Origin of the sequence: Komagataeibacter sp. FXV3, from assembly GCF_015155755.1 — a bacterium.
Classification (GTDB): Bacteria; Pseudomonadota; Alphaproteobacteria; order Acetobacterales; family Acetobacteraceae; genus Komagataeibacter.
The window spans coordinates 27,503-43,516 of the sequence record NZ_VWPI01000164.1 but is presented as its reverse complement, the minus strand read 5'-3'; the positions used below and the strand labels follow the sequence as shown (position 1 = coordinate 43,516).

14 protein-coding genes are annotated in these 16,014 nt (G+C 58.2%); 7 read left to right on the top strand and 7 right to left on the bottom strand.

The window, feature by feature from the left end:
* From F1542_RS15535 to F1542_RS15520, 4 genes are all read right to left on the bottom strand, one after another.
* On the bottom strand, positions 1-470 hold a 470-nt coding region (locus F1542_RS15535; RefSeq protein WP_193733838.1), incomplete at its 3' end, for a glycosyltransferase family 2 protein.
* A complete protein-coding gene (locus tag F1542_RS15530) occupies positions 467-1,666 on the bottom strand; it encodes a glycosyltransferase (protein ID WP_193733837.1) in 1,200 nt (399 codons plus the stop codon). The genes F1542_RS15530 and F1542_RS15535, both read right to left, overlap by 4 nt.
* The gene (locus F1542_RS15525; protein ID WP_193733836.1) at positions 1,663-2,823 is read right to left on the bottom strand and encodes a glycosyltransferase; all 1,161 of its coding nucleotides are present in this window, start codon (positions 2,821-2,823) and stop codon (positions 1,663-1,665) included. The genes F1542_RS15530 and F1542_RS15525 overlap by 4 nt, the downstream gene beginning before the upstream one ends.
* A 45-nt stretch (positions 2,824-2,868) precedes the next feature.
* Positions 2,869-3,978, bottom strand: a complete 1,110-nt coding sequence (locus F1542_RS15520) for a polysaccharide biosynthesis protein GumK (protein WP_193733835.1) — start codon at positions 3,976-3,978, stop codon at positions 2,869-2,871.
* Positions 3,979-4,295: 317 nt separating this feature from the next.
* Between F1542_RS15520 and F1542_RS15515 the strand changes: the two genes are divergently transcribed.
* The 5 genes from F1542_RS15515 (at position 4,296) to rfbD (ending at position 9,447) form a co-directional block, all read left to right on the top strand.
* A complete protein-coding gene (locus F1542_RS15515) occupies positions 4,296-5,474 on the top strand; it encodes an acyltransferase (protein ID WP_193733834.1) in 1,179 nt (392 codons plus the stop codon).
* Between the two features lie 13 nt (positions 5,475-5,487).
* Positions 5,488-6,819 (top strand): polysaccharide polymerase, encoded by a 1,332-nt coding sequence (locus tag F1542_RS15510; RefSeq protein ID WP_193733833.1) that lies wholly within the window; start codon positions 5,488-5,490, stop codon positions 6,817-6,819.
* Positions 6,816-7,841 (top strand): glycoside hydrolase family 5 protein, encoded by a 1,026-nt coding sequence (locus F1542_RS15505; RefSeq protein WP_227672795.1) that lies wholly within the window; start codon positions 6,816-6,818, stop codon positions 7,839-7,841. The genes F1542_RS15510 and F1542_RS15505 overlap by 4 nt, the downstream gene beginning before the upstream one ends.
* 44 nt (positions 7,842-7,885) lie before the next feature.
* Entirely contained in the window at positions 7,886-8,443 is a 558-nt protein-coding gene (gene rfbC / locus F1542_RS15500) for a dTDP-4-dehydrorhamnose 3,5-epimerase (RefSeq protein WP_193733832.1), read from the top strand.
* A gap of 119 nt (positions 8,444-8,562) precedes the next feature.
* Positions 8,563-9,447: a dTDP-4-dehydrorhamnose reductase gene (rfbD, locus tag F1542_RS15495; protein ID WP_193733841.1), complete on the top strand. Its 885-nt coding sequence runs from the start codon at positions 8,563-8,565 to the stop codon at positions 9,445-9,447.
* An 8-nt stretch (positions 9,448-9,455) separates the two neighbouring features.
* Here the strand turns inward: rfbD and F1542_RS15490 are convergent, their stop codons facing one another.
* Positions 9,456-10,181 (bottom strand): hypothetical protein, encoded by a 726-nt coding sequence (locus tag F1542_RS15490; protein ID WP_193733831.1) that lies wholly within the window; start codon positions 10,179-10,181, stop codon positions 9,456-9,458.
* Positions 10,182-10,763: 582 nt separating this feature from the next.
* On the opposite strand from F1542_RS15490, the gene F1542_RS15485 reads away from it, so the two are divergent.
* Together F1542_RS15485 and F1542_RS15480 are read left to right on the top strand one after the other, a co-directional pair.
* Positions 10,764-11,837 (top strand): DegT/DnrJ/EryC1/StrS family aminotransferase, encoded by a 1,074-nt coding sequence (locus tag F1542_RS15485; protein WP_253073270.1) that lies wholly within the window; start codon positions 10,764-10,766, stop codon positions 11,835-11,837.
* Between the two features lie 43 nt (positions 11,838-11,880).
* Positions 11,881-13,269 carry an aminotransferase DegT gene (locus F1542_RS15480; RefSeq protein WP_193733829.1) on the top strand — a complete coding sequence of 463 codons (1,389 nt, stop codon included), beginning with the start codon at positions 11,881-11,883 and terminating at the stop codon, positions 13,267-13,269.
* Between the two features lie 212 nt (positions 13,270-13,481).
* Here F1542_RS15480 and F1542_RS15475 read toward each other — a convergent pair whose 3' ends face one another.
* Both F1542_RS15475 and F1542_RS15470 read right to left on the bottom strand, forming a co-directional pair.
* Positions 13,482-14,849 (bottom strand): sugar porter family MFS transporter, encoded by a 1,368-nt coding sequence (locus F1542_RS15475; protein WP_193733828.1) that lies wholly within the window; start codon positions 14,847-14,849, stop codon positions 13,482-13,484.
* Between the two features lie 33 nt (positions 14,850-14,882).
* Complete coding sequence (locus tag F1542_RS15470) at positions 14,883-16,010, bottom strand: L-dopachrome tautomerase-related protein (RefSeq protein ID WP_193733827.1); 1,128 nt, start codon at positions 16,008-16,010, stop codon at positions 14,883-14,885.
* Positions 16,011-16,014 lie beyond the last annotated feature (4 nt).

The window sequence follows — 16,014 nt, the reverse complement described above, 5'->3', positions numbered from 1 at the left end:
CGGTTATGGGCAATGTAATCGCGCAGGCCAATGGGCGTACGCGGCACCTGCCCCGCCCCCATCGCACGGCCCGTTACCTGCCCCGCCATGGCGTCATAATAGGCCAGATCATCCGCCACAGCGTCACAATCCCCGACGGCGGCGCGCGCCATCAGTGCTTCCAGCCGATCAGGGGCAAAGGCGTCATCCGCGTCAAGAAACGCGATCCAGTCCCCCCGTGCCGCCCCCAGCCCGACATTGCGCGCAACCGATGGCCCGCCATTATACGGCGTGGACATGACGCGGATACTGCCATGCGCGCGCGCCAGCCTGTTCAGCAGGTCGGGCGTACCATCCGTTGAACAGTCGTCCACTATGATGATTTCCAGCGGCGCATGTGTCTGTTCCAGCGCGGAACTGACGGCGCGCATGATAAAAGCCTGTGCATTATAGGTGGTAATGACCAGGCTGACGGACATGGAGACGTTCATGGGATGCGTCCTGTCATACTGTCGTAAATGTTTTCCAGTGTTGTCGCCCAGCGGGTGACGTCATGCTTCTGCGCCACGAAAACGGGGCCAGCGGCGGACATGTGTGCAGCCAGATCATCATCACGCAGCACATCCAGCAGACGGGCCGCCAGCGTCGTGACATCCCCTTCGGCAAACGCAAAGCCCGTCTTGCCGTTGATAATGCCTTCTGTCGCCCCGCCCCGTGCCGATGTCACGACCGGGACGCCACAGGCCTGGGCTTCCAGCACGACCAGGCCCATGCCTTCCGCATCGCCATTGGCGGCAGTGACACTGGGCAGGCAGAAAACACGCGCCTGTGCCAGCAACGGCTGCATTTCGGCAGCTGAATACCGACCGTGAAACGATACGCCATCCATGCCCGCGGCAAGGCTGGTCAGCATCGGGCGTTCAGGGCCATCACCGGCAATGACCAGTCGTGCATCAGGCAATTGCGCCTGCACGGTGCGAAAGGCCTCAATCAGGTAGCGGCAGCCCTTTTTTTCCACCAGCCTGCCCGCAAACAGGATAACCGGCGCCCGCCGGGCAACCGGCTGGCCGGTCGGGTGGAAGCGATGGACATCAATCCCGATGGGACAGACATGGATACGCTGTTCGGGCAGGCCCACACGCAATGCCGCCTCGCGTATGCTATGGGATACGGCCACGAAACTGACCTGCGGCCGGGCGGCCAGCAGTTTCAGCCTGCGTGGATAGGCACGCCATCGCCGCCCTCCCCCACCTGACGCAAACCAGTGCATATGCGTGGTGATGTCCGACCCGTGCAGGGTAACCAGTAACGGCACATGCAGCGCGCGCGCCACGGGCCATGCCTCCACCCCGTCAAAACCGAAATGGGCATGCACCAGCGCGGGGCTTACGGCACGCGCCAGTTTCATCATGCCCGACACCGGCCGTTCCAGATAACGCGATCCCATGCCAATCAGACGCTGGAACAACGTGGGCGGCCCGTCATGCAACGCCCGGACGGCCATGCCATCCAGCGGCAGCTGGCCCACCGTACGTTCCCCGATCAGGACCGGCCGCCAGCGCGTCAGGGCACGGGCCTGATCGCGCACGAATGTTTCCGACCATGGCAGGATCTGCGTTCGGTAGATGGCAACACAGGGCCTGGATGCACCGGGAACGGCTGTCCCTGCCTGTGGCAGCATTTTCATGCCGCGACGGCCTGCACGGGGGCGACCTGCGATACAGGCACGTCATGGGCGCTCCCGCGGTGGCAGGCGCGATCGGTGCGCGATGATTCCCGGCCGAACCGACGTACCAGTGGCGCAAGCACGACGCCCAGCGCGAAATCCTTGTACATGGCGCGATTGCCGAAGGTCCAGAACGAACGTTCGCTATATCCCCCTTCCCGCACCAGTTGCACAAAGGCCGCGATACGGCGTGGCAGGGTGCCCGAACAGACTTCGGCGCGCAGGAGATAAAGCGGTTCCAGCCCGCGCCATGCCTCGGCGGCGACGCGGGCACGGTTACGCATGGTTTCCGACCATGATGGCGTCTGGGCCAGATCGGCAAACATCCTGCTGTCCTGTGCTGTCATGCGGGCAAGGTAGCGATAGGTATCGGCCCGGTCTTCCAGCCGGTAACGCCAGCGATCCACGAATGTCGGTTTGGTACGCTTGCCCGACCCCACCGTATTGCCACCATGCAGCCGGTATTCCGTCAGTTCTTCATCCAGATAGACAATGGTCCCGACACCGGACGCGACAAGGAAGAAGAACAGGTCATGCCCCATTTCCTTGCCCGGGTTGTAATGATCGCCCATGCGGGCCCACAGGGCGCCGGCGGGCTTCAGGTCCGCGCGGAATGTCTGCATGAAGCCATAGGAAAAGCACCATGGCTGCAACGTCAGCGGACGCGAAACGGGGGGAACGGGCGGGGTTGCGTAAAAGGGTGATATGGGCGCGCGCCCTTCATTCACCAGATGCGCGTTATGAAAGACCATCAGCACGTCCGGGTCGTTCATGAACGCCTGCCGCACACGTTCCAGATTATCGCTTTTCCAGAAATCATCCTGATCGCAGAAGGAAATCAGGTCGCCTGAACTCAGGCTGACCGCATGCATGAAATTGCCCTTGTAGCCAAAGCGTTTCGCATTGCGGTGAATCTGCACCGGAAAGGGCGCGGTGCGGGCAAAATCGGCCACGATGTCCAGCGTGGCATCGGTCGAACCATCATCCGTCACGACCAGTTCGGCCGGCAGGCACGTCTGTGCCGCCAGGCTGTCCAGTTGTTCGCGGATATGGGTGGCCCCGTTATAGGTTGCCATGACGACCGAAATGCGTGGTCCGTTCTCACCTGCCTCAGTCATGTTATTCGCTCTTTCCTAATACGTTACGCAGGGACAGGCCTGTATTCAGACATGCGTGTCGGGATAGGCTTCGGGGGTCAGGATACGCTGCACGATTTCGGGCCAGCTATGGGCATCAAGCTCGATCACGTCCGATGCGTGCAGCGCCGCATCAATCGCATGCCCGATGGATTGTGCGTCCCCCGGCCGGTACCCATACCGCCCGGCCGTATCGTTCAGTGCAAAATCGGGACAGACTGCGGGAATGCCAAACAGCGCAAACTGCCGCAGCTTGAGTGACGTATCTAGCAGATAACGCGGCGTATTGGCGTCACGATAGGGTGCGACGCCAAAACTGGCGTGCTGGAGATAGGACAGCGTACGTTCAAACGCCATTTCGGGATGGATGATGATATTGTCCGCCACCAGCCCGTCCGCCGCACGGCCCGCACCGATAATATGGAAATCAATGTCCGGCCGCAGTGACGCCGCGATCTGGAAAAAGCTGCGGTCAAACAGCATTGACCCGATCGAGACGCAACTGGTCCGACCGGGTGTATAGGGATTGGGATAGGTTTTTTCGGCAATGCCACGATCAATGCCATGCGGTGCGAAAACGGCCGAACGCGCATGGGGCAGACGGTCAAGCAGATAGCGCGAAGGCATGCGCACCGTGTCGATCATGTCGAAATTTCGCACAAAATCATTCTTGATGGTATCCGCACAGCCTACGACTTCCAGATCGTCGGACATCAGGTAAATAATGCGGGCCGACGGATTAAGTTTCCTGACATCGGCAATAAATATCGGTGCCATGCCGGATTCAATAAAGACAGTATCGGCACGCCGTATCCATTTTCGTGCAATGGCGGGCAGCATCTGGCGATACAGCCAGAACAGCCCCCGCTCCACCGGGGCCAGCGCCGCACGGCGCATGTTGAACGGATGCCATTTCATGCGCCACAGATAGCATTCCACGCCATCCACCGTTTCCACCCGGTTGGCGCGGTCCGCAAGGCTGGCGCGCGTATCACCGCGTCGCAGCGACAGCGCACTTAACCCGATGGACAGGAAGGCTGTCGGGCCACGGCGGGCCATCTCCGCTGCGATAAAATGGACACTCGCCTTGCGCAAGCTCCTGAAATCATGGACGGAAATAAACAGGGAGCGCGTCATGGAACTATAGTCTCCTGCCGTGCGCCACAGTGGCGGCAGGCCGCATGCGCATGGCGTGCGGCCCCTGGGGTTCATATCGATCTTGCAATTATGGCCGGGCCAGCGCGCGACCCCATTTGCGTTGCGCCAAATCCACAGTGTGATTGCGGCAGGATCATGACATGATCGTGCCGTGATAAAGGCGGCGGCACAAAGAATTGTGTAGGCACATTTTGCATGTTTTCTACATTTATATTCTGATACGCTGATTACGCCATAACAGAATCACTGTATTGCCTTCATCACGCCATGCCATTCATGCACCGGGGGAACCGACGATGTCGTCTGTGACAGAAACTTCGGGAACGGAACGAAATTATCTGCACCAGCTGACATCCCTGCGTGGCGTTGCATGCCTTGTGGTGCTGTTCGGGCATGCCATACAGGTTTTTCGGTACCAGAACCCGCAACGCACGGGGGGGCAGGCGGCCGTGCATGACATCGTGACCTACGCATTCAATGCGGAAGCGGCGGTGGTGCTGTTCTTTGTACTCAGCGGATGCGTCCTGTCGCTGTCATTACGTAAATATACGCGCCTGACGGGCCGGATTGTTGGCAGTTTCTATATCAAGCGCGTATTCAGGATCTATCCGCTGCTGTGGTTTTCCATCGGGCTGGCCATTGCCAGCATGATTGTTGCGCGCGGATGGGTTGGTGACGGGGTTTTTGTCGGGTGGCTGTCGCGTAATCTGCAGACGCCCGTATCCATCCGCAACACAGTCATGTCGGTCGCGGGCGTTTTCACCCGTTATAATGGGCCGATGTGGTCGCTGCGGGTGGAACTCATGTATTCCGTGGCCTTTCCGTTCCTGTTCTGGCTGGTGCGCGCGCCACGGCTGCGGGTGGTGACCCTGGTGGGCCTTGCGGCCATTGCCCTGCTGCCCCTGCCGCATGAGGTGGGTACGGTCTTTGCCCTCTCCTTTGGTGCCGGCGCGCTGATTCCGCTGCTGCCGACGACACTTTCCCCCCGTCACGGACTTTATGCGCTGCTGGCGCTGGTCGTGCTGCTGTATGACCGTTATGCCCTTGCCGGATCCGGCCTGCCCGAACGTATCCCCGACATGATTGAAACTGTCGCGGCCTTCATACTGATCCGTGACCTGTATGCATCGGGACGGCAGTACCGCGTGCTGCTCAGCAGGCCGGTCATCGCCATTGGGGAACTGTCCTATGGCATTTACCTGCTGCACCTGCCCATCATGCTGATGGTGTTCAGCATGATGGGCCATGTCGTGGGGACCTCCGCCATGCTGTCACATCCCTCCCTCACCCAGGCGGGACTGGGGATCGTGACCGTCGTGCTGACCACTGCACTGGCGGCCATAACCTATAATGTACTGGAACTGCCCCTGCATAACCTTGGCAGACGGCTGGGTAATGCGCTGCTTGTCCAGCCGTCCCCTGTCCGTCCGGTTTCCCCACGGCAGGGTGCGGATACCCATGCGTCACGCGTCTGATACGGGAATAGTCATGTCTGCCACAGCGCATGCCCACCTTCCCCACCGGTCCATGGCCAGCGCACCCGTCCTGTCACGGGCGGATGGCGTATCGTGGCTGGTGGTGGCCGGGGCAATCTTCAACCTTGTCCTGTGTTTCATTAACACACGCCATGTCATTACGATCCGCAGTTCGGAAATCGTGCTGTGCGAACTGGCCATAATCTTTCTGGCGTTTATCGAAGTGCGCAACACGATTTCCCCTGCCGTGGTGCGCATTACGGGTGTGATGATCTGTTTCGAGATCGGGGCCAAGCTGATCAATCCCCGGCTGGACATGAAGATCCTGCATGACCTGGCCATTGCGTATGTCTTTTACCAGCTGGGCACCCGATCCACCCTGCGGTCGGGTGAGCGCACCATGTGGGTGATGATGGCCATGATCATGTTCGTCGGCTTTTTCGAACTGCTGTTCACCAACCTGTTCGGCACCATATTCGATGTCTGGACCTATTACGTGAACAAGGGCGTCATCAGCAGCAGCACGGTCAATTACAGCAATACGAACCTGTTTATCAGCGGAAACCGCGGGGCTGCCGCGTCCCGTACGTTTTTCCAGTCCATATTCGGATCGCACCGTGTGTCGTCTCTGTTCCTGGAACCGGATTCACTGGGCAATTTCTCGGCCATCGGGTTTGCATGGTGTCTCAGTACAAACCTTGGCTCCCGGCTGCGGCATGCGTTCCTGTTCTTCCTGTCCGCGCTGTGTTTCGTGCTGGCGGATTCGCGCTTTGCCTCGGGCTGCGCGCTGGGCATGATCCTGTTGCGTGTGACGCCGCTTTACCGTTCACGCTTCGTGGTGTTCGCCATGCCGGTCACGGTGATGATGGGCCTGATGCTGCAGGGCGCCAACCACGAAATGCCCGGAATCCTGCCTTCCATCATCGGGGACAACTTTTCCGGCCGACTGCTGTTTTCCGGTCGGCTGCTGGATTACTGGAACCTGTCGCAATGGTTCGCCATGGCGCCATCGCAGGTGTACACGGCCGATACGGGTTATGCCTATATCATCAACAACCTTGGCCTGCCGCTGACGCTGTTCCTGCTGGCGCTGTTCACCCTGCATCCGGCGCGGACCGAAGCCGCCATATCGATGAAGGCGATGATCTCGCTTTATTTTTCCACATCCCTGTGCATCGGCGCATCGGTCTTTACCATCAAGACGGCGGCGTTGCTGTGGTTCCTGTATGGCACGACCAACAGCGTCGTTGCGCCATCGGAACCCGCAATCAGGGAAAAGGCGCCTGAACGTCCGAAATCATTCCGTTTCAACCGGCTTATGCCCGCAGCGGAGCATATCGCATGAAATCATTTCCCTCTTCCCGCTTATGCCGCTGCCTGTATGGCGGCCTGATCGCAGCGACCCTGACACTTTCCCCTGCCCTGCATGCTGCTGCGCAGACATATCGTGGCGTAAACCTTGCGGGGGCTGCCTATTCCTCCTCCAAGCTGCCGGGCCGTTACGGGTATGACTACCTTTATCCCAAACCTGCGGAGGTGGATTATTTTACGGCGCAGGGCATGAACACATTCCGCCTGTCGGTATTATGGGAACGTCTTCAGCCGACCCTGAATGGCCCGCTGGATGAAAGGGAACTGCAGCGCGTGCAGCAGTTCATTGCCTATGCACAGGGCAAGGATGCCACAACCGTGCTGGATATCCATGATTACGGGCGCTACCGCGGGCAGGAAGTCGGGTCCGCTGGCGTGCCGGATTCAGCCTTTGCCGATTTATGGTCCCGGCTGGCACAGGCACTGGGCAATAACCCGCATGTCCTGTTCGGCCTGATGAACGAACCGCAGCAGCATTCGGCCGAGGCATGGAAAAATTCGGTGCAGGCCGCAATTGACGCCATCCGCAAGGCAGGCAGCCATAATACCATTCTTGTGCCCGGCATTGGCTGGGACAGCGCGCAGGGTTTCCCGAAACTGAATGGTGACGCGCTGGGACAGTTGCACGACCCTGCCAACCGTCTGGTTTATGAAGTGCATGAATATTTTGATCCCGATGCGTCGGGAACCAAGCCGGCATGTATTTCACAAGACCAGGCCCTTGCACGCCTCAAGCCCTTCACCGACTGGCTACATGCCCACAAGGCACACGGCTTCCTGGGGGAATTCGGGGTCAGCCGCCAGCCGGAATGCGTTGCCCTGCTCGACCCCATCCTGTCCTACCTGCGGGATAATGCGGATGTGTGGGATGGATGGACCTATTGGGCGGCGGGGCCGCTATGGGGCAATTACATGTTTACGCTTGAACCCGACCATGGCCAGGACCGCCCGCAGATGACGGCCATTAAGCCTTTCCTAAACCACGCCAAGCCATAACGCGGACAGGACCGCACCGCCCGGACAGAAGAACAGGGAATCCCATGGACATACAGACATTTAACATTGCGGGCATGATTCTGCTCACCCCGCCGCGTTTTGGCGATGAACGCGGCTATTTTTCAGAAACGTTCAACGCAGCCCGCATGAAGGAAATCGGCATTCCCGGCCCCTTCGTGCAGGATAATCACAGCCTGTCATGCCAGCGCGGCGTGGTGCGCGGGCTGCATTGCCAGCTTGCCCCTCATGCGCAGGGCAAGCTGGTCCGCTGCACCCGCGGCAGTATATGGGATGTAGGCGTGGATATCCGCGCGGGATCACCCACCTTTGGTCAATGGGTGGGCGCGACCCTGTCCGCGGAAAACGGATCGCAGTTATGGATCCCGACCGGCTTCCTGCACGGCTTCTGCACATTAAGTGAAAATGCCGAGGTGCAGTACAAATGCACCGATTTCTGGGATCGTGAGTGCGAACGGTCCGTGCGTTGGAATGACCCGCTGCTGGCGATCGACTGGCCTGTTGCGGAAAAGGACGCGATCCTGTCGGAAAAGGATGCCGCAGCCTCTCCCTTCTCCAATGTTGATGATTGGTTTCATATATAAAAGACAGCACCTGAAAAGTTTTATCATTTCTTATCAATGATTTATTTTCAAACAATCTCCGGAAGTGGCGTGGAACTGCCCGATCTTCCCGTTTCAGATGAAAGAAGAAGCTGCACGTGATGCATACGCAATCGATCCTGGTAACCGGGGGACATGGCCAGCTTGCCACGGCGTTATCCACCCGTGACGGTGTGGTACGGGTCGGGCGACCGGATTTCGACTTTGACCAACCCGATACGATTGATGCCGTCATCAGGGCGCATAACCCGTCCGTGGTCGTTAATGCCGCCGCCTGGACCGCAGTGGATGCCGCGGAAACAGATGTGGAGGGGGCACAGCGTGCCAATCATGCCGGTCCCGCACGCATTGCCGCGATATGTCGCGAACTGGATATTCCGCTGATCCATATTTCCACCGATTATGTTTTCAGTGGGGATAAAGGCAGTCCCTACATGGAAACCGATCCGGTTGATCCCCGATCGGTCTACGGACGGACCAAGGCGGATGGCGAACAGGCGGTGCTGCAGGCGCAACCTGACAGCATCATCCTGCGCACGGCATGGGTCTATTCGCCCTATAACCGCAACTTTGTCCGCACCATGGTCGATGCGGCAACCAAACGGCCGACCCTGCGGGTTGTCAGTGATCAGATTGGCAACCCGACCAGTGCGGATGCACTGGCGGATGTCATCATGCATATCATAAGGCAGATCCGTGATACCGGATGGAAACCGGACTATGCCGGGATCTACCATGCAACCGGACAGGGTCAGGCAAGCTGGTACGATCTGGCGTGTACGGCGGTCAATGCCGCAGCCAGGCAGGGCAATCCGCAGCCCGTCATGGAAGCCATTACCACCGCCGACTGGCCCACACCCGCACGGCGGCCGCCGGATGCGCGACTTGACTGCACACGTCTGCGGCAGGTGTTTGGTTGTGCGCCCGGCCCGTGGGAACCTGAAGTCGAGCGCGTTGTGGAAAAACTTCTGTCACAACCGGCATGAACCCACCCTTACGGAGCGCCACATATCTGCCGCAGCCGTTCGGTCGCACGCAGCATGGCGGCACGGTACAGCTGCCACCGTGATACGGCACCCGGAAAGCGGCCAAGTTCGCGCCGTAACTCACTGCCACGCATAAAGTAATGACGCACGAAATGCGTCTGCCGCAGCAGGCTTGCAATATACCTTTTCTGATCCAGCACAGGGTGAAGGAAAGTATGCCCGCTTTGTGGCAGCACAAGATCCGTTGACAGTATTGGCGGAAACCAGGAATAGCGTGAAACATCGCCATACCGCGCCAGGGGAATGAAGGTCAGGTCCGCTGCCGCCACTTCGGATGCGACAAAGGCCTCCCCCAACGGCCAGAAACCCGTTTCATCCATATTGGCTGACATTGCCCGTCGCCGTTGCGCCAGATGGGTCAGGGCACGACGGGAAAAAAATGAAATGCAGTTCAGTGATGCCCGCAACTGCCCTGCGGGGTAAATACCCGTATGGAAGCGGTGCCAGTACCATGCCGGTCCCGCATCAATGGGATGGGATATGAAATCCGCCTCATCCGCGATCATGTCAGCCAGCAGGCGGGTGCCATTGCCGGCAATGCAGGCATCATATTCCACGAACAGGTAGTAATCATAATCCGGAATCCGGGACTGCACCTGATAATGGGTGTAATCGGCGTTCCACCATAACAGGCTGCCTTTTTCAAACCGGTTGGCAAACCCTAACGCCAGCATGTCCGCATTACATGTGCGCAGCACACGTTCATATGGAATGGTTCCCGTAAAACCATTTGTTTCATCAATAGAGATAAAAATATCGTTTTCAGGAAACGTTACCTGCAACCGTTGCAACTGCAGTTGTACGAAGCTGTCCCATGCATAGGTCTTCAATACAATCGCACATTTTTTTTTCGCAATCACGCCACTCATCCCGTGTCACTGGGTTACATCAAAAACAAAATAACATTAGATCGTTTTACTTATTCCATGAATATGTCGTGTAGATGGGAACGATTCATCAATCATGAAATTGCATGAATTTTCAACGTTATTTTAAAATATCGTATGTTTCATCCACACACAGTAATCACATAAACGTGTGGTAAATAATATATTTATATTTGAATTGAATGTACACGAATTATCTGCTTTTAACTTATACGGTTGATGCGATGCGCCATTTTCCTTTACTCGCCAGACATCATGATCAGGCCATCTGTTTCATAAAACCGGAATACAGAAATGTCCCATACGGAAATATCATTCATTCGTTCAAATATTCCGAAAATAAGCCAGTTGGCCGATGGCATTATCGCAATGGAAAATTCCGGCATCTACACCAATTACGGTCCGATAAATCAGCAATTCGAAAAACGCCTGGTTGAACAGATGTTCAATGGCGTGGGCCAGTGCGTCACGGTATGCAATGCCACAATCGGCTTGATGATGGCACTGAAATACGCGACACGCCACAAGGATACCCGTGTCGCGCGTTATGTTCTGATGCCGTCCTTTACTTTCGCAGCGGCGGCGCATGCCGTGTTGTGGGCGGGTTTCATGCCACTGTTCTGTGACATTGATCCCGCGGACTGGATGGCGTCCCATGCGGCGGAAAATGAATTACTGCATGAATATGGTGAACAGATTGCAGCAATATTTCCCTATGCCACGTTCGGGAATGCAACCGATATCAATCATTATACACAACTGGAAAAACAGACAGGCATTCCCGTTGTCATAGATGCGGCAGCATCCCTTGGGGCCCATAACGCACAGGGGCAAGGATTCGGCACTGGTTCACCGCATGCCATCATATGTTCCCTGCACGCAACAAAAACAATGGGAATTGGGGAAGGCGGTTTCATTTACGCCAACAACCCCGACATGATCGAAGCCCTGCGTGCAATGGGCAATTTCGGCTTTGGCAAGATCCGCCACGCCACAATGCCCGGACTCAATTCCAAGCTGCCTGAAATCGGGGCGCTGCTTGCCCTGTCGGGACTGGACCATCTGGAAAGTGTGGTTGAAAAGAAGTGCCGCATAGAACAGATGTATTACGACCTTCTGCCCGGTTTCGGCTTCCAGCGGCAGCGTGGCGCACGCATGTCCTATCAGTTCCTGCCGGTGCGCCTGCCACCACGATATGCGTCACACCGTAATGCGATACTTGCCCGCATGAAAGAAAAGCGGATCGGCACATCGACCTATTTTTCCCCCCATCTGTATGAACAGAGTTATTTTGTTGCCCATTGCAAGGCAGGCGACCTGCAGGCAACCGACGCGCTTGCATCTTCCATTGTGTCCCTGCCGTTATGGCATGAAATGACGCCGGAAATGGTACGTTACGTGTGCCAGGAACTGCTGAACGCCTGCCACGCCACAGATATGTAAGCCCCCGTTCCTTATCACCTATGGAAAACGGATACATGCAGCCATGTCCACAGATACAGCAACACCCGTCCTTATTGCCGGTGGCGGCCCGGCCGCCATTGCCGTCCTGCTTGCCGCATCACGCATAGGCGAGCTGCCACGCCTGCTGGATGAAGGTCTTGTACTGGTTGAACAGGGGCCGCATATCGGTTCGGGCATGCTGGGGCGATATGTCATCAATTCCGACAGCGCGGCCGAAACATTCGTCGATGCGATAACCGATAACCCGGTGCCCGAACTTGCACGCCTGACCCATCACCCCATGGTGGAAATGATACGCAACCATGGGCGGCTTCCATTGCCGCTACGTGTCGTGGCGGATTTTCTGGATATCGTGGGACAGGTGCTGACAACCCTCATCACCGCCCATCCCGCGTCACGGATCCTGACCGGATGGCAGCTTAAAAGCCTGCACCAGAACGTGGATGGCAGATGGCGGGGCTATCTCATCTCCAGTGATGGGGCGCATACGCAACACATCATTGCCAACAAGGTGGTACTGGCGATGGGCGCGCACCAGCCCGAACAGCGGCTTCATGATGAAATGGTGGCTGAAGGCCCCCTGTTGCCCCGCCATGCAGGCAGGGTCATGCAATCCGACGAACTGCTTTCCCCCGATGACATCGCCAGATTACGCGCCATGACGGCCGGACAGGACAATCCCAGGATTGCCGTCATCGGCGGCGCCAGCAGCGCATTGTCAGTCGCACGCGTCATAATGCGTGACATGGCTGACCGCATCATACCGGGCAACCTGACACTGCTGCACAAATCCCGCCTGAAGCTGTTTTACCGTACGGCGGAAGAAGCCGTGGCGGACGGATATACGGAATTCCATGAAGATGATATCTGCCCGGTCAGCCAGTTTGTGTACCGTTTTGGTGGCCTGCGTTATGATTCGCGCGACCTGGCCATGCAGTTGATGGGCATTGCAGGCGCCCCGCCTGAACCCCGCCTGCGCGATGTGCAGATAAAGGACGACAACCATGCGGAGGTACAGGCCATTATAGATAATGCCGATGCCGTTATCGCCTGTTTTGGCTACCGTCCCCGCCGCGTCACCATGATCGATGCGCATGACCGCCCGATCGCCCTGTCCACAGATGCCCCCGATGGCTGCCTGACCGGCCCGGAATGCGGTATCCTGAATGCGGCGGGACAGGAAATTCCGGGTCTGTTTGGCCTGGGTCTGGCATCGGGTTTCCGCCCTACCGGGGCGATGGGAGGCGAAACCAGTTTCCGCGGGCAGGTCAACAGTCTTTGGCTATGGCAGACCGCTATTGGGGAAAAGATCCTTCATCACCTTCTGCCGCCCGAAACGCCACTGCTTGCCCCCACGCCACGTCGGCGCGCGCCCATGCTGGAACCAGCACGTGGACATCTCCATCCCTGAATATCCATTTCCTGTATAACCAGAGCATGGCGGACGTTTCACTGTCCCGCCATACCCGTGTTATCAGAGACTGTTTGAAACAGCCTGTCCCCTGGGACATCTGAAAAAATCATAAAGAAGTTTTTGGTGAAGATTTTTTCAAAAAGCTTCGACAAGACGCCACCTTTTTGAAAAAAGGCGGCGCCCAGAAACTTTTACTTTTATTTATCTGGTCAGGTCAGGGAATTAAACGTACCCGCCTTAAGCGCCGTTTCAATTTCTTCCAGTGACCGCCCGCGCGTTTCGGGCACATAACGCCATACAAATGCAAATGCGACCAGGTTGATTGCCGCATACATCCAGAACGTACCCGCCGCCCCCAGCGCCTGTACCAGTGACAGCGTGGTCAGGGAAATCAGCAGGTCCGCCGTCCAGTGCGTTGCCGCCACCAGGCTCATACCTTTGCTACGGCACGACAGGGGATAGACCTCCGCCCCCACCAGCCATATGGCGACAGACAGGCTGCCAACATTGAATATGGCGTAACAGACCACCGCGGCTGCCGTTATCCATGTATTGACGCCATGGGTTGACCCGATGGCAAACATTGTTGCCAGCACCATAAGGGAGACAACAGCACCGGGAATAAGCCGCAGCAGCAGCCTGCGCCGCCCCCATGCATCCACCGCCCAGCTGCCAAACGCGGTGGACAGCACCATGGCAACCCCAATGGCAATCGAGGTCAGCAGGGCGGACGCCTGTCCAAAACCAACGCCGGCGAAAATGGTTGGAGCATAATACAGCACCGCATTGATGCCCGTAATCTGGCAGAATAACGCCACCCCGACCGATGCAATCACTGCCGGGCGCACCCATGGCTGCAACAGCGCGGACCATGGGGCCTGTTCATCATGCATGGCGACAATGGAATCCAGTTCCGTCCGCGCGGCCTGCGGGTCGCTGCGCAGGCGCTGCAACACTTCGAACGCACCTTCCAGGTTGCCCTTCATGGCCAGCCAGCGTGGACTGCGTGGCAGGACCGACATGCCGACAAACAGGATGACGGCCGGCACGATGCCCAGCCCGAACATCAGCCGCCATGACTGATTGCGGCACAGATACCCCGCGATGAAGGACACAAGGATACCCGACACAACAGCAAGCTGGAACAGGACCACCATCTGCCCGCGTTTTTCACGCGGGGCAATTTCCGCGATATAGACCGGCACGATCTGCGAACACATGCCCACCGCCAGCCCGAGTATGAACCGTGCGCAGACCAGCACCACCACCCCGGGCGACAAGGAAGCAACCAGCGTGCCGACAATGAATACAAGGGCGGCAAACATGATCATGTAACGCCGCCCCAGCCGGTCCGACAGCGGGGCCGCCACAAGACAGCCCCCCAGCGCCCCGGCAACGATGGCGGATGTCACGATCTGCTGCCCCAGTGTGCCCAGGGTAAAATCGGTGGTGATCTGCAGCAGGGCTGCGGAAATGATGCCGGTATCATACCCGAACAGAAGGCCGCCCGTGGCGGCGACCCCCGCAATCAGGTTCACGATGCCGGATCCAGGGGCGGTCTGCCTGTCATGCGCCATTATTATGCGTTCTTTCCAGCTTGCCCTTCAGGCTTATTTCAGGGGAATGCGCACCACCAGCCATGGCCGCTCTTCCATGTCGTGACCGTCATGGAACACGGGCAGTCGTCCCCACTGGCCGACCGTCAGCCACAGGGCGCCGTCATTCAGGGTCAGTCCATCGGGGGCGATCAGGCGCGGATCATGCGCGACAACGGACAGATGTCCGTCCGCCGTGCGGCGTAGCACCGCATGGCGTTCGATGTCCGTCAGGTACAGGGTATTGTCCGGGCCGGTGGCCATACCATCAACCACGGAATCTTCCCCTTCGTCACGCACGGCGCGTTCCAGCTGCGCAGGCTTGACGGCAGGGTCGGCCAGCAGCGCCGTAGGCACGCTGTAAAGCCTGCGGCTGGACAGGGGCTGCCAGTACAGGCGGCTTGAATCCGTGCTCAGCGTCACACCATCGATGCCCCCCTGTCCCATGGCCGGGTGCGCCATGTCATAACGCAGCATCTGCCCGTCCAGTTCCATGGCGAAGCCCGGTTCCGCCCGGGTCGAAGGGGCATTTTCCAGCACACGCCGCGCATGCCCGGTGGCAATATCGACAACGATGATCGCCGGATGATCCATAAGCGAGGTATCACTGATATAGGCCGTGCCCTGCGCGCCATGTGTCATGTCCACACGCACGTCATTGACATGGCTGTCGGACCGCGTGGCACCAGCGCCCAGCGGTATGGTCGCCACGATCTGCCCGGTATGCCCATCCAGCCCGATCAGCGACGGGGCGGCTGGCGTTGTCTGTCCGGCAACAATCCCTTCATCCACGATCCACAGCCGGCCGGTTGCATCCACCGTCATGCCAAGGGGGGAGACAAAATGCGCCTGCGTTGCCTCATCGGGAAAGGGGATGGCCTTGCCTTTGTGCAGCACGCCCAGGCGTGGTCCCTTATGGTCGGCGGCACTGCGCGGGAAGGCCAGTACAATGCGCCCGTCAGGCAGGGTTGCGATGCCCGAGGGCTGCATGTCGTAGAAGCGCGCGACAACGCTGATATTGCCCGACGGGGCCGCCCCATGATCCACACTATCGCGGGCAACCGCCCCTACGGGGGGCAGAAGTCCCAGCACGGCGGCCGCACATGCGCTATATAATGTCCTGTTGAATGGGCCTGTTTTCATAACG